This is a genomic window from Nonomuraea sp. NPDC050404, from assembly GCF_040655495.1.
Lineage (GTDB): Bacteria > Actinomycetota > Actinomycetes > Streptosporangiales > Streptosporangiaceae > Nonomuraea.
Map to the genome: position 1 here is coordinate 262,837 of NZ_JBFAKB010000014.1, position 25,896 is coordinate 288,732.

22 protein-coding genes, 3 tRNA genes and 2 pseudogenes are annotated in these 25,896 nt (G+C 70.8%); 12 read left to right on the forward strand and 15 right to left on the reverse strand.

Going from position 1 to position 25,896, the window contains the following annotated elements:
* Positions 1–42 precede the first annotated feature (42 nt).
* The 3 genes and pseudogenes from AB0I81_RS35470 to AB0I81_RS35480 form a co-directional block, all read right to left on the reverse strand.
* Complete coding sequence (locus AB0I81_RS35470; protein WP_360665925.1) at positions 43–1,974, reverse strand: NPCBM/NEW2 domain-containing protein; 1,932 nt, start codon at positions 1,972–1,974, stop codon at positions 43–45.
* 14 nt (positions 1,975–1,988) lie between these two features.
* Positions 1,989–3,533, reverse strand: a complete 1,545-nt coding sequence (locus tag AB0I81_RS35475) for an alkaline phosphatase D family protein (protein ID WP_360665928.1) — start codon at positions 3,531–3,533, stop codon at positions 1,989–1,991.
* A gap of 8 nt (positions 3,534–3,541) precedes the next feature.
* Positions 3,542–4,650: pseudogene (locus tag AB0I81_RS35480) on the reverse strand (sugar ABC transporter substrate-binding protein).
* 20 nt (positions 4,651–4,670) lie between these two features.
* On the opposite strand from AB0I81_RS35480, the pseudogene AB0I81_RS35485 reads away from it, so the two are divergent.
* A pseudogene (locus AB0I81_RS35485) lies at positions 4,671–5,309 on the forward strand (ROK family protein); the annotation flags it as partial.
* 25 nt (positions 5,310–5,334) lie between these two features.
* On the opposite strand, the gene AB0I81_RS35490 reads toward AB0I81_RS35485, so the two are convergent.
* On the reverse strand, positions 5,335–6,303 hold the full coding sequence (locus AB0I81_RS35490) for a helix-turn-helix domain-containing protein (protein WP_360665931.1): 969 nt from the start codon (positions 6,301–6,303) through the stop codon (positions 5,335–5,337).
* 35 nt (positions 6,304–6,338) lie between these two features.
* Between AB0I81_RS35490 and AB0I81_RS35495 the strand changes: the two genes are divergently transcribed.
* Positions 6,339–7,121 carry a phytanoyl-CoA dioxygenase family protein gene (locus AB0I81_RS35495; RefSeq protein ID WP_360665933.1) on the forward strand — a complete coding sequence of 261 codons (783 nt, stop codon included), beginning with the start codon at positions 6,339–6,341 and terminating at the stop codon, positions 7,119–7,121.
* A 61-nt stretch (positions 7,122–7,182) separates the two neighbouring features.
* On the opposite strand, the gene dusB is transcribed toward AB0I81_RS35495, so the two are convergent.
* Positions 7,183–8,295: a tRNA dihydrouridine synthase DusB gene (gene dusB / locus AB0I81_RS35500; RefSeq protein WP_360665936.1), complete on the reverse strand. Its 1,113-nt coding sequence runs from the start codon at positions 8,293–8,295 to the stop codon at positions 7,183–7,185.
* An 83-nt stretch (positions 8,296–8,378) separates the two neighbouring features.
* On the opposite strand from dusB, the gene AB0I81_RS35505 reads away from it, so the two are divergent.
* The 4 genes from AB0I81_RS35505 to AB0I81_RS35520 all read left to right on the forward strand — a co-directional run bounded on the left by AB0I81_RS35505 (position 8,379) and on the right by AB0I81_RS35520 (position 9,334).
* Complete coding sequence (locus AB0I81_RS35505) at positions 8,379–9,029, forward strand: ACT domain-containing protein (RefSeq protein WP_360665939.1); 651 nt, start codon at positions 8,379–8,381, stop codon at positions 9,027–9,029.
* Between the two features lie 66 nt (positions 9,030–9,095).
* Positions 9,096–9,167 (forward strand) — tRNA-Gly (locus AB0I81_RS35510).
* 17 nt (positions 9,168–9,184) lie between these two features.
* Positions 9,185–9,258, forward strand: a tRNA-Cys gene (locus AB0I81_RS35515).
* 1 nt (position 9,259) lies between these two features.
* Positions 9,260–9,334, forward strand: a tRNA-Val gene (locus AB0I81_RS35520).
* A 298-nt stretch (positions 9,335–9,632) separates the two neighbouring features.
* Here AB0I81_RS35520 and AB0I81_RS35525 read toward each other — a convergent pair.
* The 3 genes from AB0I81_RS35525 to AB0I81_RS35535 are packed head-to-tail and all read right to left on the reverse strand — an operon-like array spanning position 9,633 to position 12,740.
* Positions 9,633–10,466, reverse strand: coding sequence for a carbohydrate ABC transporter permease (locus tag AB0I81_RS35525; RefSeq protein WP_360665941.1), 834 nt, complete (start codon positions 10,464–10,466; stop codon positions 9,633–9,635).
* The gene (locus AB0I81_RS35530) at positions 10,463–11,383 is read right to left on the reverse strand and encodes a sugar ABC transporter permease (RefSeq protein WP_360665944.1); all 921 of its coding nucleotides are present in this window, start codon (positions 11,381–11,383) and stop codon (positions 10,463–10,465) included. Before AB0I81_RS35530 ends, AB0I81_RS35525 begins: the two co-directional genes overlap by 4 nt.
* A gap of 43 nt (positions 11,384–11,426) precedes the next feature.
* Entirely contained in the window at positions 11,427–12,740 is a 1,314-nt protein-coding gene (locus AB0I81_RS35535) for an extracellular solute-binding protein (RefSeq protein ID WP_360665947.1), read from the reverse strand.
* Between the two features lie 321 nt (positions 12,741–13,061).
* Between AB0I81_RS35535 and AB0I81_RS35540 the strand changes: the two genes are divergently transcribed.
* Positions 13,062–14,552: an alpha-N-arabinofuranosidase gene (locus AB0I81_RS35540; protein WP_360665950.1), complete on the forward strand. Its 1,491-nt coding sequence runs from the start codon at positions 13,062–13,064 to the stop codon at positions 14,550–14,552.
* A gap of 337 nt (positions 14,553–14,889) precedes the next feature.
* Here the strand turns inward: AB0I81_RS35540 and AB0I81_RS35545 are convergent, their stop codons facing one another.
* The 4 genes from AB0I81_RS35545 to AB0I81_RS35560 all read right to left on the reverse strand — a co-directional run bounded on the left by AB0I81_RS35545 (position 14,890) and on the right by AB0I81_RS35560 (position 18,708).
* Positions 14,890–15,903, reverse strand: coding sequence for a LacI family DNA-binding transcriptional regulator (locus AB0I81_RS35545; protein WP_360665953.1), 1,014 nt, complete (start codon positions 15,901–15,903; stop codon positions 14,890–14,892).
* A 119-nt stretch (positions 15,904–16,022) separates the two neighbouring features.
* The gene (locus AB0I81_RS35550) at positions 16,023–17,480 is read right to left on the reverse strand and encodes a family 43 glycosylhydrolase (protein WP_360665956.1); all 1,458 of its coding nucleotides are present in this window, start codon (positions 17,478–17,480) and stop codon (positions 16,023–16,025) included.
* A gap of 123 nt (positions 17,481–17,603) precedes the next feature.
* Positions 17,604–17,993, reverse strand: a complete 390-nt coding sequence (locus AB0I81_RS35555; protein ID WP_360665959.1) for a nuclear transport factor 2 family protein — start codon at positions 17,991–17,993, stop codon at positions 17,604–17,606.
* Between the two features lie 25 nt (positions 17,994–18,018).
* A complete protein-coding gene (locus tag AB0I81_RS35560; RefSeq protein ID WP_360665962.1) occupies positions 18,019–18,708 on the reverse strand; it encodes a DUF6348 family protein in 690 nt (229 codons plus the stop codon).
* 154 nt (positions 18,709–18,862) lie between these two features.
* On the opposite strand from AB0I81_RS35560, the gene AB0I81_RS35565 reads away from it, so the two are divergent.
* From AB0I81_RS35565 to AB0I81_RS35580, 4 genes are all read left to right on the forward strand, one after another.
* On the forward strand, positions 18,863–20,041 hold the full coding sequence (locus tag AB0I81_RS35565) for a glycosyltransferase family 4 protein (protein ID WP_360665965.1): 1,179 nt from the start codon (positions 18,863–18,865) through the stop codon (positions 20,039–20,041).
* Between the two features lie 74 nt (positions 20,042–20,115).
* Positions 20,116–20,898 (forward strand): SAM-dependent methyltransferase, encoded by a 783-nt coding sequence (locus AB0I81_RS35570; RefSeq protein WP_360665967.1) that lies wholly within the window; start codon positions 20,116–20,118, stop codon positions 20,896–20,898.
* Between the two features lie 111 nt (positions 20,899–21,009).
* Positions 21,010–21,882, forward strand: coding sequence for a D-alanyl-D-alanine carboxypeptidase family protein (locus AB0I81_RS35575; RefSeq protein WP_360665970.1), 873 nt, complete (start codon positions 21,010–21,012; stop codon positions 21,880–21,882).
* A gap of 54 nt (positions 21,883–21,936) precedes the next feature.
* A complete protein-coding gene (locus AB0I81_RS35580) occupies positions 21,937–22,992 on the forward strand; it encodes an oxidoreductase (RefSeq protein ID WP_360665973.1) in 1,056 nt (351 codons plus the stop codon).
* A 77-nt stretch (positions 22,993–23,069) separates the two neighbouring features.
* On the opposite strand, the gene AB0I81_RS35585 is transcribed toward AB0I81_RS35580, so the two are convergent.
* Entirely contained in the window at positions 23,070–23,699 is a 630-nt protein-coding gene (locus tag AB0I81_RS35585; protein ID WP_360665975.1) for an alpha-ketoglutarate-dependent dioxygenase AlkB, read from the reverse strand.
* Positions 23,700–23,871: 172 nt separating this feature from the next.
* On the opposite strand from AB0I81_RS35585, the gene AB0I81_RS35590 reads away from it, so the two are divergent.
* Positions 23,872–24,639, forward strand: a complete 768-nt coding sequence (locus AB0I81_RS35590) for a VOC family protein (RefSeq protein ID WP_360665978.1) — start codon at positions 23,872–23,874, stop codon at positions 24,637–24,639.
* Positions 24,640–24,763: 124 nt separating this feature from the next.
* Here AB0I81_RS35590 and AB0I81_RS35595 read toward each other — a convergent pair whose 3' ends face one another.
* A complete protein-coding gene (locus AB0I81_RS35595; RefSeq protein WP_360665981.1) occupies positions 24,764–25,123 on the reverse strand; it encodes a DUF2203 domain-containing protein in 360 nt (119 codons plus the stop codon).
* Between the two features lie 9 nt (positions 25,124–25,132).
* On the reverse strand, positions 25,133–25,804 hold the full coding sequence (locus tag AB0I81_RS35600) for a GntR family transcriptional regulator (RefSeq protein WP_360665984.1): 672 nt from the start codon (positions 25,802–25,804) through the stop codon (positions 25,133–25,135).
* Positions 25,805–25,896 lie beyond the last annotated feature (92 nt).

The following is a 25,896-nucleotide window of genomic DNA, read 5'->3' on the forward strand; positions in this document are numbered from 1 at the left end:
TCGTGCCCGCCGGGCCCGGAAACGATCATCAAGGCGCCGCGGTCACTCGCAGGTGATGGTGGCGTCGGCGAAGTCGACGTGGTCGGAGGTGGCGTTGTCGCCGCCGTTGGTCGCGACCAGCCGGATGAACCGGGCGCCCTCGACGGAAGCGGTGACAGAGCGGGCGGGCATACTGCCGGTGAGCAGGCCGGAGGACGCGACCCTGCCTCCGTCGGCCCAGACCTCGAACCCGGCCGAGCCCGCCGCGCCGACCTCGTCGTCGATCCCGGCCCGGAACTCCACCGCCGAGCAGCGTCCCGCGACGTAGAACTCGATGTCGGCGGGCGCGTGCGCGCCGAGCCCTCTGGCGTACGTGACGCCTTCGATGGTGATCGGCCGGCCGTCGCCGGCCGCCCGCTCGCCGTTGCTGGCATCCCTCTCGACGGGGCCGAAGTGGTTCTTGGCGCTGGTCCAGGCCAGGTCGCTCAGGTACGTCCTGCCTGGTCCCGGTGCCTTGGCCACCGTGACGACGGCCGTCGCGGTGCCGTTCCCCTGCCGGAAGGTCAGCTCGTACGTGCCGGGGGTCTCGGGCGGGGTGACGGCCCACCGCACCGTGAACGTCCGCCCGCCGGCCAGATCGCGGGTCCTGGACGGGGTGCGGGCCTCGATCCGCCAGCCCTCGGGCGCCTCGGCCGTGACCTCGACCTCCCGCAGCCGGGCGGTGGCCCCGGTGTTGGTGACCCGGGTGACGATCTCACCGCGCACGCCCGGCTCCAGCACGGAGGGCTTGTCATCGCCCAGGAACTTGGGCGGATCGGCCTCGAACGCCACCAGGGGCGGCGCCTGCTCCCTGCTCCGGCCGACCCGGTAGAGCAGCGCCCCGTGCGCGGGCACCTGGGCCGCCAGCTCCCCCGTGGTCGAGGCGACCGCGCCGGACCACAGTTCCTCGACCCGGTGGCGGCCGTCCCCGAGCCGGGTGGAGATCGTGGCCGCCCGGTCGCTCTCGTTGAACAGCGCGATCGCCCGGTCGCCGTTCTCCAGGGGCTTGGACAGCACGTGATACCAGCCGTCGGTGCTGACGAACGTGCCGTGCGCGCCCAGCGGGTCCTGGTCCACGGCGATCACCTTGGGATTGGCCACCACAGAGGCCGGCGCGCTCGCCGGGTCGGCCTGAAGGATCAGCGGGGCCGCCCCCATGGCCCAGAGGGTGAACTGGGTGCGGTACTCGGCCTCGGTCATCCCGCCGCGCCCGGCCTGGACCAGGTCCGGGTCGGCCCAGCTGCCCCGGCCCGCGTACTCGGCCCTGAGCTGGTTGAACTCCCAGATGTCGACCATGGTGGGGTAGCTGTCGGCGATGGGCCGGTTGTGCACGTTGGTGCGCCAGGTGGTGGCGCCGGCATCCTTGCCCCAGAGCCAGGGGACGGTGCTGCCGTCCTCGTTGTTCATGGCGAACACGATGTCCCGGCCGAGGGCCTGGCGCATGGGCGGGTAGAGGGCCTGGGCGATCTGCTGCACGTTCCTGCCGGGGAAGTCGGCGGTGGGGATGTTGCACCAGTCGTACTTGACGTAGTCCACGCCCCACGCCTGGACCTGGGCGGCGTCGGCGGCCTCGCTGCGGTAGGAGCCGGAGCCGCCGCCCGTGCAGGCTTTCGTGCCGGCCGACAGGCTCACGCCCAGTTTCAGGCCCTTGGCGTGCAGGTCGGCGGCCAGCGCGGCGATGCCGCCGGGGAAACGGGCGGGGTCGGGGGTCAGTGCGCCGTCAGAGCGCTGGCCGGCCAGCCAGCAGTCGTCGATGACGACGTACCGGTAGCCGAGCGGAGCCAGCGGGGCCAGCGCGTCGGCGGCCCCGCGTACGGACTCTTCGGAGACCGAGCAGCCGAGCGAGCGGCTGCTCCAGCCCATCGGCGGCGTCCGCACCTCCTCCGCGGCGCTCGGTAAGGGCAGGAAGGGCAGGGCGAGCAGGGCCGCCGCGGCGGCGGCCGTCATGGTGCGCATGAAACGTGGTCCTGTCAGGCCGGATTGAGCGCGGGGTTGCCCGGCTCGATGACGAATGAGCCGGAGGTGTAGGCGGGGGCGTAGGGCTCGGTGACGCGGGACAACGAGCGGAACTCGACCTTCATCTCCTGCTGGGTGAGTTTGGTCCGCACGTAGCCGCGGCGGCCGTTGAAGAACTTCACGTGCGGGTTCTCCCGCAGCAGGTTCTGCGTGTCGGGGTACTCGTCCAGGCCGTTGCCCGCGCTCGTCACCGAGGTGGTGACCAGCTCGACGGCGACGGACTTGGACCCGGGGTCCTGGTGGTCGCGCTTGACCTCGCCGGCCCAGTGCGAGTGCACGTCACCGGTGAGCACGACCGCGTTGCGGCGGTAGGCGTCGATGGCGGCGGTCAGGCGGTTGCGGGAGGCGACGTAGCCGTCCCAGCCGTCGTTGGAGTAGCCCTTGCCCTCGCCGTTGGTCCAGTCCATCTCCATGAAGAAGACCTGCTGGCCGAGCAGGTCCCAGGTGGCGCGCGAGCGTTTGAGCCGCTCGTCCAGCCACGCCTCCTGCTCGCGGCCGAGCAGCGTCCTGTTCGGCTCGAAGCGCTCCATGCAGTCGGGGCCCACCGTGCCGCTCTTGCCGGTGCAGGCGTACAGGTCACGGTACTGGCGGGTGTCGAGCAGGTGCAGGTTGGCGACCTCGCCCCACCGGATGCTGCGGTGCAGCGTGAGCGCGGACCCGCGCGGCCGCTGGGCGCGGCGCAGCGGCATGTTCTCGTAGTACGCCCGGAACGCCTCGGCCCGGCGCTTGAGGAAGGGCGGGTCGGGCTGCTCGGGTACGTCGCCCGCCCAGGCGTTCTCGATGTCGTGGTCGTCCCACACCACGACCCACGGGGCGACGGCGTGGGCGAGCTGCGACTCGGGGTCGGCCTTGTGCTGGGCGTGGCGCAGGCGGTATCCGGCCAGGTCGAAGCACTCGCCGCCGGCCTGGTCGCGGACGGGGTACTTGTAGTCGCCGTACTCGTAGATGTAGTCGCCGAGGAAGGCGATCAGGTCCGGCTGGTCCTCGGCCATCCTGCGGTACGGGGTGAACCAGCCGGCCTGGTAGTCGGCGCAGGAGGTGAACGACAGGTTCAGCGGCCTGCCCCGGGTGCCGGGAGCGGGGGCGGTGAGGGTGCGGCCGACCGGGCTGAGGTCGCCCGCGGCCCTGAACCGGTAGAAGTACTCGGCCCCGGGGTCGAGACCGTCGAGTTCGACGTGCACGCTGTGCGCCGCGTCGCGGCGGGCCACCTCGGTGCCGCGGCGCACGACGCGCCGGAAGTTCTCGTCCTTGGCGAGCTGCCACTGCACGGGGACCGGGCGGTCGGGCATGCCGCCGAACCCGTCGGGCGCGATCGGGTCCATGGCGAGCCGGGTCCAGAGCACCACGCCGTCGTGCGTGGGCTCGCCGGAGGCGACGCCGAGAAGAAAGGGGTCGGACACGGGGGCGCGCCGGGCCGCCGCGCGCACGGGGGTGACCCCCAGTGCGGCGGACAGGCCCAGGCCGGCGCCCCCGGCGAACAATGAACGCCGGGTGAGCATGGGGGTCCTTACTTGACTGTGGCGTTGCCTTCGGCGACAGCTTGGTCGGCCGCTTGTTGCGGAGAGAGTTCACCGAGGTACATCTCGTTGAAGATCTGATTAAGCTTCGTCTCAAAGCCGGTGAAACCCCTGGTGATCGGCAGTGGGAAGGTCGTGCCCGCCGCCTCCTCGACGAACGGCGAAACGTCGATCTTCTTGGCCTTCCAGTGGTCCACGTAGCCCTGGGACAAGCCGTTGAGCGCCGGGAAGACGTAGCCGCCGTCGGCCATCAGCTTCTGGGGTTGCTCGGTGCCGAGGTAGGCGGCCAGCTTCATGGCCTGCTCGGGGTGCTCGCTCTTGGCGTTGACGACCTCGGCCAGGCCGTTCAGGTTGACCGCGCGGCCCGCCGGGCCCTCGGGCATCGCCGCGACACCGATCTCGAACGTCGAATCCGGGGCCACGAACGGCAGCAGCGCGTTGTTGGCGGGGAACATCGCGATCTGGCCCGCCTTGAACATGTCGGTGACCTTGCCGGTGGGCGGGTTGGTCCGGGTGGCGGGCGGGGAGACGCGGTGCTTGTTGACCAGGTCCACCCCGAACCGCAGGGCCTGGACGGAGGCGGCGTCGTTGAAGGTGTACGTGCCGAACGGCTTGTCGACCAGCTTGCCGCCGTTGGAGCTGATCCAGTTCATCCACTGGGTCTGGTAGTGGTTCCAGGAGGCGAAGCCGCACGTCGTGACCTTGGCCGGGTCGAAGCCGTCCTCGCCCGGATGCCTGCCCGCCTCGTCCACGGTCAGCTTGCGCGCCGTGTCGAGCAGGGTGCCGCCGCCGTCGGCCGTCCAGGTGAGCTTGTCCGGCATCTCCACGCCGGCCTTCTCGAACAGGTCCTTGTTGTAGAGCAGGCCGACGACGCCCCAGTCCTTCGGGACGCCGTACAGCTTGCCCTCGTAGGTGAACGAGCCCACCACGGTCCGGTGGTACTTGGCGGTGTCGGCCTGAACGGGGGCAGCACGCCCTTGGTGACGTACTCGGGAAACTGGGTGGGCGTCATCCAGAACACGTCGGGCGCCGTGCCGGCCACCGCGTCGGCGGTGAGCTTCGTCCAGTACTGGTCGTACGGCAGCAGCTCGATCTCCACGTCGATCCCCGGGTTGGCCTGCTCTCGACCTGGCGGGCGAGCTTCGCCGCAGGTTCCCCTGCCAGGTGCTCATCGAGAACGACAGCCGCCTGGCCGCCATGGCGGAAACCAGACGGGGCATCGCCAGAGGCGCCGACAACGTGGTGTTCCTGCACGTCGGCAGGCGGATGGGAGCCGGCATCATCCTCGGCGGCAAGGTGCACAGAGGCTTCGGCGCGGCGGTCGGCGAGATCTCCATGTTGCCCGAGGCCCGCTGGTTCGACGCTCCGGAACACCTCAACACCTGCGCGTCCGTGCCCGCGGGCACACCGCGGGAGGACGCGGCGGGCCACACGCTCGCCGCCGCGCGTGACGGCGACCCGGTGGCGATCGAGGCGGTCGAGCGCTACGTCGACGACCTCGCGGTGGGCACGGCCGCGATGGTCCTCACCCTGGACCCGCAGATGGTCGTGCTCGGAGGCGGGTTCTCGCGCTCGGCCGATGTGCTGCTGGAGCGGTTGCGCGCGCGGCTGGAACGCACATGCGTCCGCATGCCGGAGGTACGCGCCTCCACGCTGGGCGAGGAGTGTGTGGTCATGGGGGCCATCGACTACGCCGTGGAGCATTTGGACGAGCAGCTCTTCGCCCCCGACGCGGGACCGCTGCCGGTCACCCGCTGACCGGCCCCGGACGAGGGTCCGGACGTCAGCCTGACGCGGGGCGCAGGCGGGCGCGGTAGTCGCGGGGCGGCAGGCCGTACTCCCTTCTGAAGGCGCGGCTGAAGTGGAACGGGCTGACGAAGCCCGAGACCGCCGCCACCTGGCCGATGTCCAGGTCGGTGACCTCCAGGAGGCCGGCCGCGTGGCGTACGCGCGCCCTGCGTACGGCCTGCATCGGGGTCTGGCCGGTCTCCTCGGCGAACAGGTGGGCGAAGCGGGAGGGGGACAGGGAGACGGCGCGGGCGAGTGAGGTGACCGAGTGCGGGGCGCCCGGCTCGGCCGCGATCATCGCCAGGACCCTGCGGATCCGCTCGTCCCCCTCCTCGCCGCGCCCCTCGGGCCGCGCGGTGGCGGTGGCCAGGACCAGCACCTCCTCCACGGCTCCCAGGACCAGTTCCCTGGCCGCGCCGCCGTACACGACGGCCGGGGTCCGCGCCTCGACGGGCGGGCCCACATGAGCCGCGCCGGACATGCCGGACATGCCGGGCGTGGCGGGCATGCCCGGCGTTTGGTGCGTGTCGGGCAGCGCGGGGGTGTCGGGGGTCCAGCGGGCGTCCTGCAGGGCACGGAGGAACGCCAGGGCGATCCGCTCGTGCACCGCCTCGGGCACGCCCGCCACCAGATGGCAGCCGCCGCCCTTGGCGTGGGGGGCCAGCCAGGCCGTCCAGGAGGCGCGGGGCTGGAAGTGCACCCACCAGAACCGCCACTGCCGCGCCCCGGCCGGCACCCGGTAGTGCTGGGCCATCCCCGATCCCAGCACCGCCAGATCCCCCGGCCGCACCTCGAACGACGCCTCGCCCTGTGTCACGTGCCCGGTGCCCGACTCGGTCCAGAGCAGCAGCCAGCTCGGCGAGCCGCCGGCGCGGCGGGTCGCGTAGCCGGTCCCCTTGTCGTAGTGGCCCACGATCATCAGCTCGGCAGCAGGAACAGACAGGTCCTCAGCGGTCACAGTCATACCGTTGCACGATCCGGCTGCTTAGCGTGGAAGGCATGAGGCTCAACGACTTCCACGAACAGGGGTACCTGATGGTGCCCGGTCTCCTCGCCCAGGAAGAGGTGGCCGAACTGCGCGACGAGTTCATGGCGCTGCACGCCGGGGGCCCGATTCCCGGTCACTTCGCGCCGCAGCCGCAGGTGCCGGGGCAGCCGTACGACGTCCTGCGCGACTATCCCCGGATCATGCACCCCCACCAGGTGAACAACCTGGCCCTGCGCTACCTGCTCGACACGCGCATCGGCGCGATACTGCGCGACATCCTGCAGGAGGAGCCGATAGCAGCCCAGAGCATGTTCTACTTCAAGCCGCCGGGCGCCAGGGGCCAGGCGCTGCACCAGGACAACTTCTACCTGCGGGTGGAGCCGGGCACCTGCGTGGCCGCCTGGGTGGCGCTCGACCGGGTGGACCGGGCCAACGGCGGCCTGGAGGTCGTCCCCGGCACACACCTGATGGACCTGTTCTGCCCGGAGGACGCCGACGAGGGCGTCTCCTTCACCCGCGAGTACGTGCCGCCGCCGCCCGGCCTGGAGAAGGTGCCCGTGGACATGAATCCCGGGGACGTGCTCTTCTTCAACGGCAGCCTGGTGCACGGCTCGGAGCCGAACAGCACCGAGGACCGCTTCCGCCGCAGCTTCATCTGCCACTACGTGGGCCGCTCGGCGGAGCGGATCGCCGAGTGGTACCCGACGCTGACGATGTCGGGCGAGCCCGTCCGCCTCGAACCGGCCGTCGGCGGCGGCCCCTGCGGCACGGAGATCACCGCCGGCCCGCACTAACCGCCCGAACGCCTCGCGGCTATCCTCGCCAACCAGCACCCACGACCCGGCAACCAGCCGCTTAGCCGCCGGAAATGTCGGACTCCGCGTCGCCGTCAGGGAGGGGGCAGTCCCAGGGGTCGTCCAGCCAGCCTTCGGGCAGCAGCACCTTGGTCCGCTCCCCCGACTTGCCCCTGGGCGTGTCCGTGTTCGGCGGCCACGGCTGGTCGTGCTCCAGCTTGGCCAGCGCCTCCCGCAGCCCGTCGAGCGACTCGGCGGTGGCCAGTTCCCGCCGCAGCTCGCTCCCGACCGTGAACCCCTTCAGATACCACCCGACGTGCTTGCGGAAGTCGGCCACGGCATACCGCTCGATGTCGAAACACTCGGTGAGGCCCTCGGCGTGCCTGGCCATCACCTCGGCGACCTCGCCGAGCGTCGGCCGGACCCGCTCGGGGCCGCCGTTGAAGGCGTTCTCCAGATCCCGGAACAACCACGGCCGCCCCAGGCAGCCGCGCCCGACCACCACCCCGTCGCATCCGGTCCGCCCGACCATCCGCACGGCGTCGTCGGCGGACCAGATGTCGCCGTTGCCCAGCACGGGGACCTCGGTCACGGCCTCCTTCAGCCTGGCGATGGCCTCCCAGTCGGCCACGCCCCCGTAGTGCTGTTTCGCGGTGCGGGCGTGCAGCGCGATCGCCGCGACGCCCTCCTCGGCGGCGATCCGCCCGGCGTCGAGGTAGGTCAGGTGGTCGTCGTCGATGCCCTTGCGCATCTTCATCGTCACGGGCAACGACCCGGCGTTCGCCACCGCCTCACGCAGGATCCGCCGCAGCAGATTCCGCTTGTACGGCAGCGCGGACCCACCCCCGCGCCTGGTCACCTTGGGCACCGGGCAGCCGAAGTTGAGATCGACGTGGTCGGCCAGATCCTCCTCGGCGATCATCTTGACCGCCCGCCCGACGATGCCGGGGTCCACCCCGTACAGCTGGATGCTCCTGGGCCGCTCGGACTCGGCGAACCTGATCATCCGCAGCGTCTTGGGATTGCGCTCGACCAGCGCCCGCGTCGTGATCATCTCGCACACGAACAGCCCGGCGCCCTGCTCCCTGCACAACACCCGGAACGGCGCGTTGGTGATGCCCGCCATGGGCGCGAGCACCACCGGCGGCCATACTTCGATCGGCCCAATCTTCACCCGTTCAGTTGTAGCGCAGCTCAAGCCGCAACCGGTATTCGCGGATAGTCTGTGATCGGCATCTTTCGGCTGAGGGGGGATGGATGCTTCTTCGTGTGCGCGTCGCGCTGCCCGACCGGCCGGGGTCCCTGGCACACGTGACCAAGGTCCTGGGCGTGGCGGGAGCCGACATCACGCAGGTGACGGTGCTCGAACGCGGGGCGGGCCGGGCCGTGGACGACATCACCGTCTTCTGCCCGGACGACACGACGCGTCAGGCCCTGGTGAAGAGCCTGCAAAGTGTCGAGGACGTGACGGTCGAGGGCGTCTGGAACACCCGTGAGGCGCCGGGCACGTACCCGGAGCTGGAGATACTCAAGTACATCACCACGGCGGGCGACCGGGCGCTGACCACGCTCATCGACTCGCTGCCCGTCCTGTTCAGCGCCGACTGGGCGGCCACCACGACGGCGGAGCACCGCGTGGTCTACGCGAGCTGGCGCGCCCCGCGAGAAATCGTCATCCCGGAGGAGGGGGCGGCCGCCCGCCCGGCGGCCATGACCCTCGACGACGGGCTGCACCTCATCCACGCCCCGCTCCCGCCGCTGGCCCTGGTGCTGCTGCTGGCCCGCTCGGACGGCCCGGCCTTCCACCGCATCGAGGTGCACCGCCTGACCAGAATCCTGGAGATCTTCCTCAGCCTGCCGGCCACCGAGCGCAGCGTGGCCCGCCAGCTGCGCAAAGAGCCCCGCTGAGCCGGGGCGGCGGCTCGCGAGTAAGCATCCGGTCGAGAAACACGCTATTGTTGACCACACAGCAACGCGGAAGTGGCTCAGTGGTAGAGCATCACCTTGCCAAGGTGAGGGTCGCGGGTTCGAATCCCGTCTTCCGCTCGGAGATGGTTTGACTCGGTGGCGTGGCCGAGAGGCGAGGCAGCGGCCTGCAAAGCCGTCCACACGGGTTCAAATCCCGTCGCCACCTCCAAGGACGATTAGCTCAGCGGGAGAGCGCTTCCCTGACACGGAAGAGGTCACTGGTTCAATCCCAGTATCGTCCACCACACTGAAGAAGCCCCAGCTCACGGCATAGACCGGGAGTCTGGGGCGCAGTGCTTTCCGGGCCTCATCCGGCGGGCAGGGCGCCGGCGATAGGCGCCGCCCCCATCAGGCCGAGCATGGAACGCCGGGACGGCTGCCGGAGCATGAAGTGCTCTCCGTTCGTCGGGTGGATCGGTGATGAGTGCATCAAGCCCGTGATCGAACACCCCGCCGTGTTTCCCTGGCGTTTGCAACCATGGCGCGAGGCCCCCGGGCGGTAGGCGTCCGGGGGCCTGGGTGCGGCGTCCTACTGGGGGCCGGTCACTGGCCGGCCAGGCCCGTCTGGGCGACGCCGCGTACGATCTGGCGCTGGAACAGCACGAACACCACCAGCAGCGGCAGCCCGGCCAGCACCACCGAGGCCATGATCTGCGCGTACCGCAGGCCGAAGGTGCCCTGTACCACGTTCGCCAGGCCCACCGGCAGCGTCATCGTGTTCGGGTCGGTGGAGACCAGGAACGGCCAGAGGAAGTTGTTCCAGGTGTTGATGAAGGTGAAGATCGACACGGCGGCCAGCACGGGCCGCGACAGCGGCAGGACGATGGTGAAGAAGACCCGCCAGCGCCCGGCCCCGTCCACGAAGGCCGCCTGTTCCAGCTCCACCGGCACGTCCTGAAAGAACTTGACCAGGATGTAGACGATCAGCGGCGCCGCCACCTGCGGCAGGATGATCGCCCACCAGGTGTCCACCAGGCCGAAGGCGACCATCTCGGCGAACAGCGGCGCGATCAGCACCTGCGGCGGCACCATGATCCCGGCCAGGATCAGCGCCAGCAGCGCCCGCTGCCCCTTGAACCGCGTGCGCGCGAACCCGTAGGCCGCCATCGCCGAGAACAACACGGTCATGAACGTGACGACCACCGCGGTGACGGTGGAGTTGACCGCCCACTTGAGTATCCCGCCGGTCTCCAGGACCAGCGCGTAGGAGTCGAGGGTGATCGAGCTGCCGAACCACTCCAGCGGCAGCTTGGTGGTCTCGGACTCGGGCTTGAGCGAGGTGGCCACGGCCCAGGCGATGGGGGCCAGCCAGATGGCCGCCAGCACCAGCGCGGCCACCAGCAGGACGAGCTGGCTGAAGCTGAACCGCTTGGTCACGACGCGACCTCCTCGCGCTTGCGGAACAGCCGGAGCTGCCCCAGGGAGACGATGACGATCAGGGCGAAGAGGATGTACGACACGGCCGAGGCGTAACCGGTGCGGTAGCCGGTGAAGCCGACGTCGTAGGCGTACTCGATGATCGGCCTGGTGGAGTCCTGCGGCCCGCCGCCGGTCATCAGGTAGATCTGGTCGAACACCTTCAGCGAGGCCACCAGCTGCAGCACCACGATGAGCGCGGTGGTACGGCCGAGCAGCGGCAGGGTGATGGAGCGCAGCTTGTCCCAGGCGGTGGCGCCGTCGATGGCGGCGGCCTCGTACAGGTGCTGGGGGATGGCCTGGAGGGCGGCGAGGTAGAGCAGGAAGTTGAAGCCGACCGTCCACCAGACGGTGGTCAGCACGACCGACCACATGGCCACGGACGGGTCGCCCAGCCAGAGCACGTCGGTGCCGAGGGCGCCGTTGATCAGGCCGTAGTCGGGCGGGTAGATCATCTGCAGCCAGAGGATGGACACCACGGCGGAGGGCAGCAGGAACGGGCCGAAGAACGACAGCCGCCACAACCACTGCATGAAGCGCAGGTGGTGCACCAGCAGCGCGAACACCAGGCCGAGGAAGACCAGCGGGATCGTGCTCAGCACGGTGAAGACCACCGTGTTCCACAACGAGCGCCACATGCGGGGGTCGGTGAACGCCTCGGCGTAGTTGCCGAAGCCGACGAAGTGGTCGTTTCCGCCCGCGATGTTCACGCTGGAGAAGCTCATCTTGAAGCCGAGCAGCGTGGGCCAGACCAGGAACACCACGTAGATGAGCAGGAAGGGCCCCACGAACAGGAGTCCGTGCTGGGTCCAGCCGCGCCGGACCTTGGGCTTGGCGACGGGGGCGGCGGTGGCGGGGGCCGCGACGGTGGTCGTCATGACTCTTCCTCCGTGGGTCCCGTGACCTTGACGAACTCGGTCATCAGCGCTCCTCGTCGGGGAAGGGGTTCGGGGCGGTCAGCAGCCGGTTCAAGGCGGCCTTGGCGGCGGCCAGGCCCTCCTCCGGCGTGCGCGTGCCGCCGATGATCGGGGAGAACGCCTCGCCGAACTCGATCCACAACCGCGAGGCGGAGCCGGCGAACCACGCCTGCGGGTCGAGCGCGACCTCGGTGATCACCGAGCGGTACTCCGACTGCGGCTGCAGCGCCAGGTAGTCGGGCTCCTCCAGAGCCGGCAGGTACGCGGGCACGTGCCCGGCCACCGCCCAGTCGGCGCTGTTCTTGATGAGGTAGGCGATGAACTGGTACGTGGCCCGCTCCACCGCGGGATCCCTGTTGCGCTGGTGCGGCAGCACGAAGGCGTGGCAGTCGGCCTGCGCGGCTCCGGTGCCGAAGACGCTGGGGAAGCGGGTCATGCTGAACGGGGTCCCGCGGTCCTTGAGCCCGGTGGTCTCCCAGTCGCCGTTCCACAGGAACGCCGCCTGGCCGTTGGTGAAGTTCGCGACCGAGGCGCCGTAGTCGGTACGCCAGTCGACCAGCCCCTCCTCACCCAGCCGGCGCATGAGCCGCAACGCCTCCAGGGCCTTGGCGTCGTCGATGGCGACCTTGGTGTTGTCGGGCGACAGCAGGGGGCCGCCGCTCTGGGCGTACAGGGACCACCACACCCGCCACGGTCCCACCGTGCCCAGGCCGAGCGCGTCGAAGGCCAGCGGCGGCTTGCCGCCCATCGCCTCCTTGGCCTTGGTGAGCTGGGCCATCAGCTCGTCCACGCCCTTGGTGGGGGTCAGCTTGCCGTCGGAGCCGAGCAGCCCGGCCTTCTGGCAGATGTCGGTGTTGTAGTACAGCACCATCGGGTGGGCGTCGAAGGGGATCGCGTACAGGACGCCGTCGAGATGGGCACGCTCCCAAATGGGCGGGCTGAAATCGGCGGCCCGCAGGCCGGCCTCCTCCATCAGCTTGACGTTGATCGGGTCGAGGATCCGGCCCGCGCCCATCCCGGCCAGCCGGGCCAGGTGGAAGGTGGCCAGGTCGGGCGAGCGGCCGCCGGAGCCGGCCATGGCGATCTTGGTGTAGTACGGCTCGCCCCAGGCGAGCACGTTCTCCTCGACGAAGGTCTCGGGGGTGGCCTTGGCGAACGCCTGGACCATCTGGTTCATGATGATGCCGTCGCTGGCTCCGAGGAAGTGCCAGTACTGCACGCGGGTCTGGGACGAGCCGAGCCCCACGGGGATCGCGCATCCCGTGGCGGCGGCGCCGAGCAGCGCGAGGCTGCCGCCGAGAAGATGCCGACGGGTCAAATCGGGGGGTCCGTGCACTGGGGCCTCTTCCTTCACCGAGCTATCGCTAGGCCATGTTCTCGCTAACATCAGGAGGGTTCAGGGCAGCCGTGAATGGACCTCTCGCGCCGGGCGCGGAGGGCAGGGCGAGCCGTCCGGATCACGGAGACCGCCGTACGCACCCCGTTGTTTCTGCGGGGTTACCCGAGTGTTAGCGGTAACAAGCGGTGTGTCAAGGCCCAGGCCACAACCGGTTGCCGCGATCGGCGACCCCTTGACCCGGCCCAGTGATAACGCTAACAATCGGGACCACACAACGTCAGTGAACGAGGAGACGCCTTCGTGCATCAGGCCAAACTCACCCTCGATCCCGCCTTCAAGGTCGCACCCGTCAGCCGGCGCACCTTCGGCACGTTCGTGGAACACCTCGGGCGCTGCGTCTACACCGGCATCTACGAGCCCGGCCACCCCATGGCCGACGACGACGGCTTCCGCCGCGACGTGCTCGACCTGACCAGGGAGCTGGGGGTGTCCACCGTCCGCTACCCGGGCGGCAACTTCGTCTCCGGCTACCGGTGGGAGGACGGCATCGGTCCGGTCTCCCAGCGCCCGCGCCGGCTCGACCTGGCGTGGCACAGCACCGAGACGAACGAGGTGGGCGTCGATGAGTTCGTACGCTGGTGCCGCAAGGCCGGCGTGGAGCCCATGATGGCCGTCAACCTCGGCACCCGGGGCATCGCCGAGGCCCTCGACCTGCTCGAATACTGCAACCACCCCTCCGGCACGGCCCTTTCCGACCTGCGCACCGCCAACGGCGCCAAGGAGCCGCACGGGATCAGGATGTGGTGCCTGGGCAACGAGATGGACGGCCCCTGGCAGACCGGCCACAAGACCGCCCGCGAGTACGGCCGCCTGGCCGCCGAGACCGCCCGCGCCATGCGCATGGTGGACCCCGGGCTGGAACTGGTGGCCTGCGGCAGCTCCAACTCCGGCATGCCGACGTTCGGCGCGTGGGAGGCGGAGGTGCTGGAGGAGTCCTACGACCAGGTCGACTACATCTCCTGCCACGCCTACTACGAGGAGCGCGACGGCGACCTCGGCAGCTTCCTGGCCAGTTCGGCCGACATGGAGTACTTCATCTCCTCGGTCGTGGCCACCGCCGACCACATCGGGGCCAAGCTCAAGTCCGCCAAGAAGATCAACGTCTCCTTCGACGAGTGGAACGTCTGGTACATCTCGCGCTTCCACGACACCGGCACCCCCGAGGGCTGGCCGGTCGCGCCGCCGCTGCTGGAGGACCACTACCACCTGGCCGACGCGGTGGCGTTCGGCGGGCTGCTGATCACGCTGCTGCGCAACAGCGACCGGGTCACCGCCGCGTCCCTGGCCCAGCTCGTGAACGTGATCGCGCCCATCATGACCGAGCCGGGCGGGCGCGCCTGGCGGCAGACCACGTTCCACCCCTTCGCCCAGACCTCCCGGTACGCCGCCGGGGACGTGCTGCGGGTGGAGCCGGAGACGCCGTCGTACGAGACGAAGGCCTACGGGCAGCAGCCGCTGCTTGAGGCGGTGGCCACGCACTCGCCTCAGGGCACCACGCTGTTCGCCGTCAACCGCTCGACCGACGGGCCGCTTTCGCTGGAGATCGACGCCAGGGCGCTGGGCGGCGTACGCGTCGTCGAGGCCACCACGCTGACCGGCCCGGACGTCTACGCCCGCAACACGGCCGACGACCCCGAGCGGGTCGTGCCCCGGCCCAACCCGGACGTCGAACCGGACCCGCTGCGGGTTCTGCTGCCTCCGGTCTCCTGGAACGTGATCCGGCTCGGCTGACGACCCCACACATCCGGATCCACCCCGCCCGTCCACTGACCCGCCGCCCCTCCCCACCCGCCGTACTTCGGCGAGGTCCTTTTGGGGAAGGGCACCCCGAAGAGCGGACGGGTCCCCAGCGGGGAGACGGGCGAGAGAGGCGGCGTCGCGGCACACGGCGCTGTGAGGGGTCCGGCGCCGTGAAGGGTCGCCGGACCCGGCGCCGTGAAGGTCGCGGAACGCGGCGCTGTGGAGCGCAGCGTCGCAGGACGGCGGGCGCTGTGGGGCGCGGCGCTGTGGGGCGCGGTGCTGTGAGGCGCGGTGCTGTGGGTGGTGGGGGCTCGGGTGGGGCGGGGGGTCAGTGGGGGGCGGGGCCGGTGCTTTCGCGGACGACGAGTTCGGGCTCGACCAGCCGACGTCCCTCGGGCTCCGCGCCCGCCATTCGGTCCAGCAGCATGTGGAAGGCGTAGCGGCCGACCGCGCCGAAGTCCTGGCGTACGGTCGTCAGCGGGGGCCAGAAGTAGGCGGCCTCGGGGATGTCGTCGAAGCCGGCCACGCTCACGTCCTCGGGCACCCGCCTCCCCGCCTCGCGCAGCGCGCGCAGCACGCCGAGCGCCATCTGGTCGTTGGCCACGAACACGGCCGTGACCTCGGGGTCGTCGGCCAGGCGGCGGCCGAGCTGGTAGCCGGAGCGGGAGCTCCAGTCGCCGCGCAGCACCTCGGGCACCGGCCGCCCGGCGCTCTCCAGGACGCCGCGCCAGCCCTCGATGCGCCCGTTGGCGTCGAGCCAGTCGGCGGGCCCCGCCACGTGCCACACGCTGCGGTGGCCCAGGCTGAGCAGGTGGCGGGTGACGCGGGCGGCCCCGACCGGCTGGTCCACCTTGGCCACGGGCACGGGGAGGTCGTCGCCGGCGTCCACCGCGACCACCGGCATCTCGGGCGGCAGGTGGCGCAGCCCGTCGGCGGCCGACTCGTGCGGCGCGACGATGATCACGCCGTCCACGGCCTGGGTGCGCAGCCGCTGCAGGCCCTCCTCCATGGACTTGCGGTTGAGCGAGCTGAGGCTGGCGATGCTGACGTTGTAGCCGGCGTGCCTGGCGGCCTGCTCGATGCAGTAGAGCGTGGAGGCGGGGCCGTAGAGGGTGGTGTCGATGCTGACCACGCCGAGCACGCCGGAGCGGCCGGTGACGAGCTGGCGGGCGGCCTGGTTGGGCCGGTAGTCCAGCTCCTGTACGGCGGCCAGCACGCGGGCCCTGGTCTCGGCGCGTACCAGGTCGGGCGAGTTGAGCACGCGCGAGACGGTCATGGTGGAGACTCCGGCGAGCACGGCGACATCCATCAGCACCGCAGGCCGGCCGGGCTTCGATTTCACCGCGGCTCACCCCCTCAGCGGTAACGCTAACAGGCAGAGGGGGCGAACGCGCGATCATTACCGGCGGCCCGCCGGACGGGTCCTACAGGCCCCTACCGGGCGGGTCGTACCGGCCGCTGCTAGGCGGGGCGTATCGACCACTGCTGGCAGTTGTTGTTCAGCCAGCTCCACAGCCGCACGTCCGCGCCGTCGGCGGTGCCGCAGTCGGCCACGTCGGCGACCTTGCCGGTGGCGGCGTTGACGATCCTGACCCAGCCGCCGCTCGCGCTGTAGACCAGGCGGAAGCGCTGGCAGGTGTTGTTGAGCCAGCTCCACTGGCGGATGTCGGTGCCGTCGGCGGAGGCGCAGTTGGTCACGTCGGCGACCTTGCCGCTGGCCACGTTGACCAGCCTGCTGGTGTCGTCGGCCTGGTCCTCGACGCGCCAGCGCTGCCCGGCACCGCCGTTGCAGGTCCACTGCTGGATGTTCACGCCGTCCCCCGTCCCGCCGCCCGCGACCTCCAGGCACTTGCCGCTGTTGCGGTTGACCAGCGTGTACGCCGTGGGCGTGGCGGCCGTCTCCCCCGCGGGCGCGGGCAGCGAGGTGCCGGTGGCGACCGGGGTGCCGAAGTTCGGCGTGCCGTCGGAGTTCCAGGTGAACTTCTGCGCGCGGGTGGTGCGGTTGTTGTCGCAACCGCCGCCGCTGGAGCTGTTGGCGTGGTAGACGATCCAGTTCTCGGCGCCGTTGGGCGAGGTGAAGAAGCCGTGGTGGCCGGGGCCGTACACGCTGCCCGAGCGCTGGAACACCGGCGTGGACTTCTTGACCCAGCTCGACGCGGCGAGCGGGTTGCCGCCGTTGTGGGTGAGCTGCCCGAGCTTGTAGTCGGGGCCCCAGCAGGCGCTGGCCGAGTAGACCACGAACGTCTGCCCGCCGCGGTGCAGCGCCACCGGCGCCTCGTTCACCGTGCCGCCCTGCGTCTCCCAGCTGTGGGTGGGGCTGGAGATGCGGGTGAAGGCGCCGCTGATCGTGTACGGGTTGCTCATCGGCGCGATCACCAGGCTCTGCTGGCTGCCCGCGATGAACCCGCTGCCCAGCAGGTAGAGGGAGCCGTTCAGGCTCATGGGGCTGGCGTCGATCAGCCAGCCGCCGGGGGTGAGGCTGGAGCCGGTCAGCATGTTCCGGTAGGTGTAGGGCCCGAGGGGGTCGCTGCCCGCGCTCTCCAGCACGTGCGTGCGCTGGCTGTCGCAGCAGGCCGTGCCGACCGCGCCGGCGGAGTAGTAGATGTACCAGCGGCCGTTGAACTGGTGCAGTTCGGGAGCCCAGAAGTTGGTGCCCCGCGAGGACGTGGAGTCCTGCCAGACCTGGATGCTGGGTGCGGTGTTCAGTCCGCCGAGGGTGGGCGAGCGGCGCACGACCAGCGTGTCGGAGAAGCTGGTGGTGATCAGGTAGTAGTTGCCGTCGTGCCACCGCAGCCAGGGGTCGGCGCCCTTCTGCGACTTGATCGGGTTGGTGTAGGAGGTGGCCGCCGAGGCCGGTCCCGTCCCGGGGACCAGGGCTAAGAGCAGGAGCGACAGGGCTGCCAGGGTTCTTCGGATCATCGGTGCGGACTCCTTGGTAGCGCTAACATTTCGCGGCTTCTCTGCGGGGCTCGCCATACGTGTTTCCTGGGATTCCGCGATTGTTAGCGTTCACGTTCGGAGTGTCAATGAGGGGTGAAACTTTCACCGCTCGTAGCAGTCGTAGTTGCGCTGGGCGATGATCCGGCCGTCGCGGAACTCCAGGAAGACCGCGAGGTGGGCGCGCATCGTGTGCCCGGCCGGGAGTGCGCCCACCGGGATCGCGAGCGTGCCGGTCCACAGGACCTCCAGCGCCACCTGGTCCCCCGCCGCGACCGCGTTCCTCACCTCGAAACGTTGCTCGCTGACCGTCTTGGCGCCCTTCTCCGACGCCTCGCGCACGCCGTCGAGATCGCGTACGACACCGTCGGGGAACAGGGCGTTGGGCAGCTCGTGGTGCACGATGTCCTCGTGCAGGTAGGGCTCGATGCTCTCGCCGCGCGCGACCGCCTCGTGGTAGCGGACGGCGATGTCGATGTTCGGATGCCGCTGCATGGGCGCCACGGTACGCCTCGCGGGGTCAGCCGTCCTGGTGCACCAGCAGCAGGAACGTACGGGCGTAGGAGACGCCGCCCGCCGGTCGCGGCCAGTCCAGCTCGGCCAGCGCCCGCGAGGCGGCCTCATGGACGACGCCGCCGACCCGGATCTCGGCGATCTCCGTGCCGTCCCCGCCGCCGAAGAACGCCTTGACGCCCACCAGGCGCTCGCCCTCGATCGTGCCCTTCAGCTCCGGGGCCAGGTGCGGCAGCAGCACGTGCTGGACCGCCCACCGCTGCACGGCGTCGTGCTCGTCGCCCGTGCCCCAGCCGACGATGCCGCCGTGCACGGCGTGCCAGCCGGGGAAGCCGTCGGGGTCGCCCGCGGCGAAGTGACCGGCGTGCGAGCCGTCCTGGAGGAGGAGTTCGAGCAGGGCGCTGCCGGTCGTGCCCAGCCACAGCTCGATGGCCCGCTCCACCGCCCGCTCTGCGGTCTCGCCGTAGCCGGTCACGCAGTCGCTGACCGTGGTCTCGGCGCGGCGGTCGAGGTTGAGCACGAAGTCGAGGTCGAGGTGGGCGGGGCTGCCGGTGTGGTCGGGGCCCAGCGTGACGCCGAGGGTGCCGGGGCCCTTGGCCATGCCGTCGCGCACCTCCCACGGTCTGCCCATGGCGGCGCTCAGGCGTTCGGCGACCTTTCCCAGTACCACGTCGTCCGCCGGCCGTACGCCGTCCATGTCTTGCCCTTCGGTCGCGCTCACCACGTCATCAGCCAGGCTAGCGGTGTTGATCTTCGCGTGGGCGGGTGCGCCGGATCCGGCATCGGGCGCTGCCAGGGAACTGCCAGGAAGGCGGACTAGCCTGGCTGCGCATGAACCAGCAGGACGCCACGTGAAGATCCGCTATCTCATGCTGCACGCCTACGGCATGGGCGGCACCATTCGCACGGTGGTCAACCAGGCCAACGCGATGGCCGCCGCGGGCCACGACGTCGAGCTGGTCAGTCTGGTACGGCGGCGCGAGCGGCCCCAGTTCGGCCTGGACCCCAGGATCACCGTCACCGCGCTGGTGGACCAGCGCGACGGCCGGCAGCCGGACTCGATCGCGCGCAAGGCGTGGCGCCGGGTACGCGGGAAGATCGTGCCACGCGGCGAGTTCGCGGCCGACTACTTCACCGAGCGGGTGGAGTGGGCCGCCATGGAGTACGTCGCCGGCCTGCGCGACGGCATCCTGGTGACGACCAGGCCGGCGCTCAACCTGATCGCCGCCCGCCGTGCCCCGAAGTCGGTCATCAAGATCGCCCAGGAGCACATGAACCTGTCGGCCTACCCCGACACCATCCGCAGGGAGATCGCCCGCCACTACGGCCGCTTCGACGCGATCACGGTGCTGACCAGGACGAACCGGCTGGAGTACCAGCGACTGCTGTCGCAGACCCCGATCGTGCAGATCCCGAACGCGGTGCACAAGGTCGATCAGGAGCCCTCCCGGCAGGTCAACCCCGTCGTGGTCGCGGCCGGGCGGCTGGTGCCGCAGAAGGGGTTCGACCTGCTGATCGAGGCGTTCGCGCAGGTGGTGCCCGAGCATCCGGAGTGGCGGCTGCGCATCTTCGGCACCGGGGCCCGCGCGGGCCAGCTCAAGGGGCTCATCGAGCGGCACGGGCTGGGCGCGCACGTGTCGCTGCCGGGGCGTACCGACCGGCTGGACCGGGAGCTGGCCGACGCCTCCGTGTACGCGCTGAGCTCCCGGTTCGAGGGCCTGCCCATGGTGATGATCGAGGCGATGACGCACGCGCTGCCCGTGGTCGCCTTCGACTGCCCGACCGGGCCGAAGGACGTGCTGACCGACGGCGTGAACGGCGTGCTGGTGCCGCCGCGCGACGTGGACGCGCTGGCCGCCGCGCTGAACCGGGTGATCGCCGACAGGAAGCTGCGGCTGCGCATGGGCAAGGCGGCGCTCAGGACGTCGCGGGCCTACGGTCCCGAGCAGGTCATGCCGCTGTGGGAGGACCTGTTCTCCGAACTGGCGGCCGGCGAGCGGGTCACGGACAATTTCTGGACCGGCCGCTGATCTCTGTCGCGGATCTTGGTGCGCCTGGCTATTGTCGGTGCCCTACCCCGCCCCCCTTCCGGAACGGAGTCGCCGTGACGACCGGGTTCGACACCTCCAAGCCCTCGCCCGCCCGGATCTACGACTACATCCTGGGCGGTAAGGACAACTTCGCCGCCGACCGGGCCTACGCCGACCAGGTCATGCAGGTCTTCCCCGAGGGGAGCCAGCTCGCCTGGGCGAACCGGCGCTTCATGTGGCGTTCCGTACGCTTCTGCGCCGAGCAGGTCGGCCAGATCGTGGACATCGGCACGGGCATCCCGACCGTCCCCAACGTGGCCGAGGTCGCGGCCAAGGTGAACCCGGACGCGGTCGTGGTGGGCGTGGACAACGACCCCGTCGTGCTCTCGCACGGCCGGGCGCTCCTGCGGGGCGAGGGTGTGCGCATCGTGCCCGGGGACGTGCGCGAGCCCGAGCGGATCATCGCCGATCTCGACGGGGTCGTGGACTGGTCGAAGCCCGTCGCGCTGGTGCTCATCGCGGTGCTGCACTTCGTCTCCGACGAGGAGGATCCGCATCGGGTGGTGGCGGCCTTCCGTGAGCGGCTGGCGCCGGGGAGCCTGCTGGTCGCCTCGCACGCGACGTTCGAGGGCGTCAGCGGGCCGACGCTGGAGCGGATCGGGAACGTGAACGCGAAGGCGCCCGTACCGTTGCGGTTGCGGCCCGTCGCGGAGATCGAGTCGTTGTTCGCGGGCACCGAGCTGGTCGAGCCCGGGGTCGTGGACGTGAACCTCTGGCATCCCGACGAGGAGTCCGGTCCCCGGGTGGATCTGCGGGTGCTGGGCGGCGTAGCCCGCATTTCCCGAAATATCACTTAAAGATTTACCTTTTCCTGCCCATCCGGCTATGTCGGGGTTTTCGATGGATTTGCCATGGAAACCTCCCTGTTTCGTCAAACGCACCCCAAGCCGGGCTGCACTCTGGGGTACATGCGTAAAGCTTTTCTGGCTGCCACGGCAGGCGCACTTGCCCTGGTCACAGGGCTGACCGCGGTACCTGCCGCCGCGCATGCCGGCGCCCCCTCCGCCGTTTCGACTAACGACGCCCCCGCCGTGTACGGCCGCGCCGCTTATTTGATGGACGCCTCCTCCGGCGAGGAACTGTTCAGCAAGGCAGGCGACGAGCGGATGCCGATCGCCAGCCTGACCAAGACCATGACCGCGTACGTCGTACTGAAGAACGCCGATCCCTCGGACGTGGTGCGGGTGGCGCCCGAGGACGCCGCCTACGCCGAGGGCGGCGGCGGCACCACCGCGGACCTGCGCCCCGGCGACCGCCTGACGGTCGGTGAGCTGCTGTACGGCCTGATGTTGCCCTCCGGCGCCGACGCCGCGCACGCCCTGGCCCGCACGTACGGCCCCGGCGTCGAGGGCTTCGTGACCAAGATGAACGCCACGGCGCGCGAGCTGGGCATGAACGACACCGAGTACGTCAACGCCGACGGCCTGCCCATGCCGGGCGGCGACGGCTACTCCACCGCCAGGGACCAGGCCGTGCTGGCCCGCCAGGCGCTGAACGTACCGCTGATCAAGGAGGTCGCCGGCACCCGGTGGCACGGCCTCGACGCCACCGGCGAGCACCGCTCCTACGACTGGCGCAACACCAACCGCCTGCTGCGCGCGCCCGGCGCGATCGGGCTGAAGACCGGCTTCACCCGGGCGGCTGGGTACTGCCTGGCGTTCGCGGGCGAGTCCGACGGCCGGGTGCTGGTCGGCGTCCTGCTGGACGAGTCCGCCTCCCGCCGTCGCTTCACCACGGCCGAGTCCCTGCTGTCCTGGGGCGCCACCCGCCAGTCCGCCTGACCCCACGCCGGCCCGCCATGGACGGCGTTGATCCGTTGGGCTAATTTGCCCGGCATGAGGCTTCGTATCGCGTTAGGCGCGCTGTCAGCGGCCCTTCTGCTCGCCGCTCCCCTGCCCGCCCAGGCCGGGCCGCACCGGCTGGGCTGGGAGCTCAAGGAGACCGGGGTGACGGCCCGTCTGCGCGGCCTGTCGCCCGTCAGCAGGGACGTGGTGTGGGCCTCGGGCTCGGGCGGCACCGTGCTGAGGACCGTGGACGGCGGGCGGAGCTGGCAGAACGTCTCGCCGCCCGACACGACCGCGCTGCAGTTCCGCGACATCGAGGCGTTCGACGCCGACCGGGCCGTGGCGCTGTCCATCGGCGAGGGCGCCGACTCGCGCGTCTACCGGACCGAGGACGGCGGGCGCACCTGGACGGAGACCTTCAGGAACGACGAGCCCCGGGCGTTCTACGACTGCATGGCCTTCTTCGACCGGCGGCACGGGCTGGCCATGAGCGACCCCGTGGACGGCAGGTTCCGGATCCTGGCCACCGACGACGGCGGGCGGAGCTGGCGGGTGCTGCCTCCGGACGGGATGCCGCGGGCGCTGCCCGGCGAGGCCGGGTTCGCGGCGAGCGGGCAGTGCCTGGTGGTGGCCGGCGGGCGGGATGCCTGGCTGGCCAGTGGCGGGGCGGAGCGGGCCCGGGTGTTCCACTCGGCAGACCGGGGCCGTACGTGGACCGTGGCCGACACCCCGATCCCGGCGGGGGACCCGGCGCGCGGCGTCTTCGGGCTGGCCTTCCGTGACCGGCACCGGGGCATCGCGGTCGGCGGCGACTACCGGCCCGAGCAGCAGTCCCCCAGCGCCGGCGCGGTGAGCAGGGACGGCGGCGCCTCCTGGCAGCCCGCCGCGGCACCGCCGCCCGCCTACCGGTCGGGGGTCGCCTGGCTGCCCCGCCTGCCGTTCGCGGCCATCGCCGTGGGGCCGTCGGGGAGCGATGTGTCGTGGTCGGGCGGCCGGAGCTGGGAGACCTTCGACGGCGGCTCGTTCGACACGGTGACCTGCGCGCGGGACCGCTCATGCTGGGCCTCAGGAGAACAGGGCCGCGTCGCGAAGCTCCTTCTCAAGTAGCCGGGCGGGGCCGCTCGCGACCAGTCGGCAGACGGGCCGGACGCCTGCCTGGCCGGACGCCTGCCTGGCCGGGCGTGTCAGCGGACGCCGCGGGGGCGGAACTGGATGCTGATGCGGGGGCCCGCCGGGCGGCCGGTCTTCGGGATGGCGTGCTCCCACGTGCGCTGGCAGCTGCCACCCATCACGATCAGGTCGCCGTGGCCGAGGTCGCGGCGGATCGAGGGCCCGCCGCCGCGCGGGCGCAGCAGCAGCGGGCGCGGGCTGCCGACCGAGACGATGGCGACCATCGTGTCCTCCGTGCCACCCCGTCCGATCGTGTCGCCGTGCCAGGCCACGCTGTCGCGCCCGTCGCGGTAGAAGCAGAGCCCGGCCGTACGGAACGGCTCGCCGAGCTCCTGCCCGTAGTGGGCGTCGAGCGCGCGCCTGGCCTCGTCGAGCACGGGGTCGGGCAGGGTCTCGTGCTCGTCGTAGAACTTCAGCAGCCGCGGCACGTCCACGACCCTGTCGTACATGCGCCGCCGCTCCGCCCGCCACGGCACCCGCTCCGCCAGCCGTTCAAAGAGCGTGTCCGCCCCCGTCAGCCAGCCGGGCCGCAGGTCGATCCAGGCGGTGTCGTCGAGGCGCGTCCTGCGAACCGTGCCGCCGAGCGGCCCGACGCCGAGGTCGGTGTCAAGATCGAGCAAAGATGCTTGGAACGCGGCTGTCATGGTGGCTACTCTATTGCATCCTTCAAACACCCATTCGATTTTCCGGAAGCCTGTCCACCCACCGGCAGGTCGTGACAGGCTGTGGAGCACCGGATACGAGTGGCGTCCGCCCCTCAGCCCCGCACCCGAGGTGAAGAGGCCACCCACCGCTTCTCACGCGAAGGAGCAGGCCATGCTCACCACCCACTACCTGCCCGGTTCTCCCTGCTGGATCGATGTCAGCAGCCCCGACGTGGAGGCGTCGGTCACCTTCTACAACGGGCTCCTCGGCTGGGACTCCGTCTCGCTCGGGCCCGAGCACGGGAACTACCGCTTCTGCCAGATCGGCGGCGCGACGGTCGCGGGGATCAGGCAGGAAGAGCCGTCCGGCCGGGCCGCGACCTGGCTGACCTACTTCCAGGCGACCGACGCCGACGTCATCGCCAAGACGATCGAGCAGGCGGGCGGCGCGGTCGTGGCCGCGCCGCTCGACATCGAAGGGCAGGGCCGGATGGCCGTGTTCGCCGATCCGGCGGGAGCCCCCTTCGCCGTCTGGCAGCCCGGCAGGACCAAGGGGCTCGGCCTGGTCACCGACGCGGGCTCGCTCGGCTGGGTCGAGCTGTACACGCCCGACACCGTCGCCATCCGCCCCTTCTACCGGTCGGTCTTCGGCTGGCAGATCGAGGACCTGCCAATGGGTGACACGTCCTACCCCGTGATCTCCCCCGCCGAGGGCGGCGAGTCGTCGGCGATGGCCGGCATCGCGGAGTTGCAGCACGGCGACGGCGCGCACTGGCTGCCGTACTTCGAGGTACGCGACTGCGACGCCACGGTGGCCCTGGCGCAGCGGCTCGGCGGGACGATGCAGGCGCCGGCGATGACGACGGAGGGGGTCGGGCGGATGGCGTTCATCGCCGATCCGTTCGGCGCGCGCTTCGCGGTCATCACCAGCTCGGCCTGAACCGCTTGGGGGCCGATGGGAGATCGTCGGCCTGCACGCCACGCAGTCCGTGCAGGCCGACCTCCCCAGCCCGGGGCTGTGTTCCGGGTAGCCATTCCCCCGGCCCGCCGGTCCTAACGCCGGATCACAACTGGCGGCGGCCGGCGAAGCCCAGCTCCGTACGGTGGTACCAGGCCAGCTCCCGCTCCCCCTCGATCCAGCACAGCCGTACCGAGACGCCGTCCAGCAGAGAGGGGAAGTCGACGAGCACCGGCGCGATGCCCTTGACCTCGATGCCCTGCTCGCTCCAGCCGCTCAGGATCTCCTCGATGCGGGCTTGCAGCCCCTTCAGCTCGGGCAGACCGCCCAGCTCGGACCGGCCGCCCGAGCGCCGCTCGAAGTCGATCTCGGCCAGGTTGGCGCGGGCGGCGATCAGCTCGCCGGCCTCCGCCATGACGGCGGGGAGCAGCGCGCGGGCCTCGTCCAGGGTGAAGAGCCGGTCCATGCGCACACGTTAGCGGTTGGGCTCGTAGGCGTGGATGAGCAGCCGCTCGGCATGGTCGAGGTAGTCGTCCATGTAGGCGGCGGCCTCCTCGGGCCGTCCCGACTCGATCAGCCCGAGCAGCGTGCGGTTGCGCTCGACGAACGGCTCGTGGAAGGCCCTCGGGTTCTCCATCACGTGGAAGACCAGCCGCAGCTCGGCCAGGAGCTGGCGCATGTACTCGTCGATCCTGGGGCTGTCGTTCATCGAGACCAGCGCCTGGTGGAAGCGGATGTTGGCGGTGCCGACGTGCTGCCAGTCGTCCTGCCCGGCGGCCCGCTCGGCGTCCGCGAACGCCTCCTTGATCAGGGCGAGCGCCTGCTCGGTGGGCTTGCGCCGGACGGCCGCGCCTTCGAGCACGCGGCGTACCTGGTAGAGGTCGGACACGTCCGCAGCCGACGGGAGCCGGACGAACACGCCCCTGTTGAGCCGGTGCTCCAGCAGCCGCTCGTGGCCGAGCAGCCGGAACGCCTCGCGCAGCGTGTTGCGTGACACGCCGAGGCCCTCCGAGATGGACTCCTCCGACAGTCGCTGCCCGGGCTGGAAGAAGCCCTCGCTGATGCGGTCACGCAGGATGTCCGCCACCCGCTCCGCCGTGCTGCTGCGTCCCAGCCGGGGACGGTCCTGGGAGAGGTCAGCAACCACGTTATCCACAATTAACAGGAAATCATGGAGCAAACCTCTTGTCGAATTGTTCAACGATTCTTATGTTGATGATGTATCCCCTCATCAACCAA

Bases quoted from the DNA above. Each gene is read 5' to 3' on its own strand.
- AB0I81_RS35590 (WP_360665978.1), top strand. From the start codon at position 23,872: ATGCTCACCACCCACTACCTGCCCGGTTCTCCCTGCTGGATCGATGTC.
- AB0I81_RS35550 (WP_360665956.1), bottom strand. From the start codon at position 17,480: ATGATCCGAAGAACCCTGGCAGCCCTGTCGCTCCTGCTCTTAGCCCTG.
- AB0I81_RS35530 (WP_360665944.1), bottom strand. From the start codon at position 11,383: ATGACGACCACCGTCGCGGCCCCCGCCACCGCCGCCCCCGTCGCCAAG.
- AB0I81_RS35470 (WP_360665925.1), bottom strand. From the start codon at position 1,974: ATGCGCACCATGACGGCCGCCGCCGCGGCGGCCCTGCTCGCCCTGCCC.
- AB0I81_RS35560 (WP_360665962.1), bottom strand. From the start codon at position 18,708: ATGGACGGCGTACGGCCGGCGGACGACGTGGTACTGGGAAAGGTCGCC.
- AB0I81_RS35555 (WP_360665959.1), bottom strand. From the start codon at position 17,993: ATGCAGCGGCATCCGAACATCGACATCGCCGTCCGCTACCACGAGGCG.
- AB0I81_RS35475 (WP_360665928.1), bottom strand. From the start codon at position 3,533: ATGCTCACCCGGCGTTCATTGTTCGCCGGGGGCGCCGGCCTGGGCCTG.
- AB0I81_RS35595 (WP_360665981.1), bottom strand. From the start codon at position 25,123: ATGGACCGGCTCTTCACCCTGGACGAGGCCCGCGCGCTGCTCCCCGCC.
- AB0I81_RS35580 (WP_360665973.1), top strand. From the start codon at position 21,937: ATGAGGCTTCGTATCGCGTTAGGCGCGCTGTCAGCGGCCCTTCTGCTC.
- AB0I81_RS35575 (WP_360665970.1), top strand. From the start codon at position 21,010: ATGCGTAAAGCTTTTCTGGCTGCCACGGCAGGCGCACTTGCCCTGGTC.
- AB0I81_RS35490 (WP_360665931.1), bottom strand. From the start codon at position 6,303: ATGACTGTGACCGCTGAGGACCTGTCTGTTCCTGCTGCCGAGCTGATG.
- AB0I81_RS35585 (WP_360665975.1), bottom strand. From the start codon at position 23,699: ATGACAGCCGCGTTCCAAGCATCTTTGCTCGATCTTGACACCGACCTC.
- AB0I81_RS35495 (WP_360665933.1), top strand. From the start codon at position 6,339: ATGAGGCTCAACGACTTCCACGAACAGGGGTACCTGATGGTGCCCGGT.
- AB0I81_RS35505 (WP_360665939.1), top strand. From the start codon at position 8,379: ATGCTTCTTCGTGTGCGCGTCGCGCTGCCCGACCGGCCGGGGTCCCTG.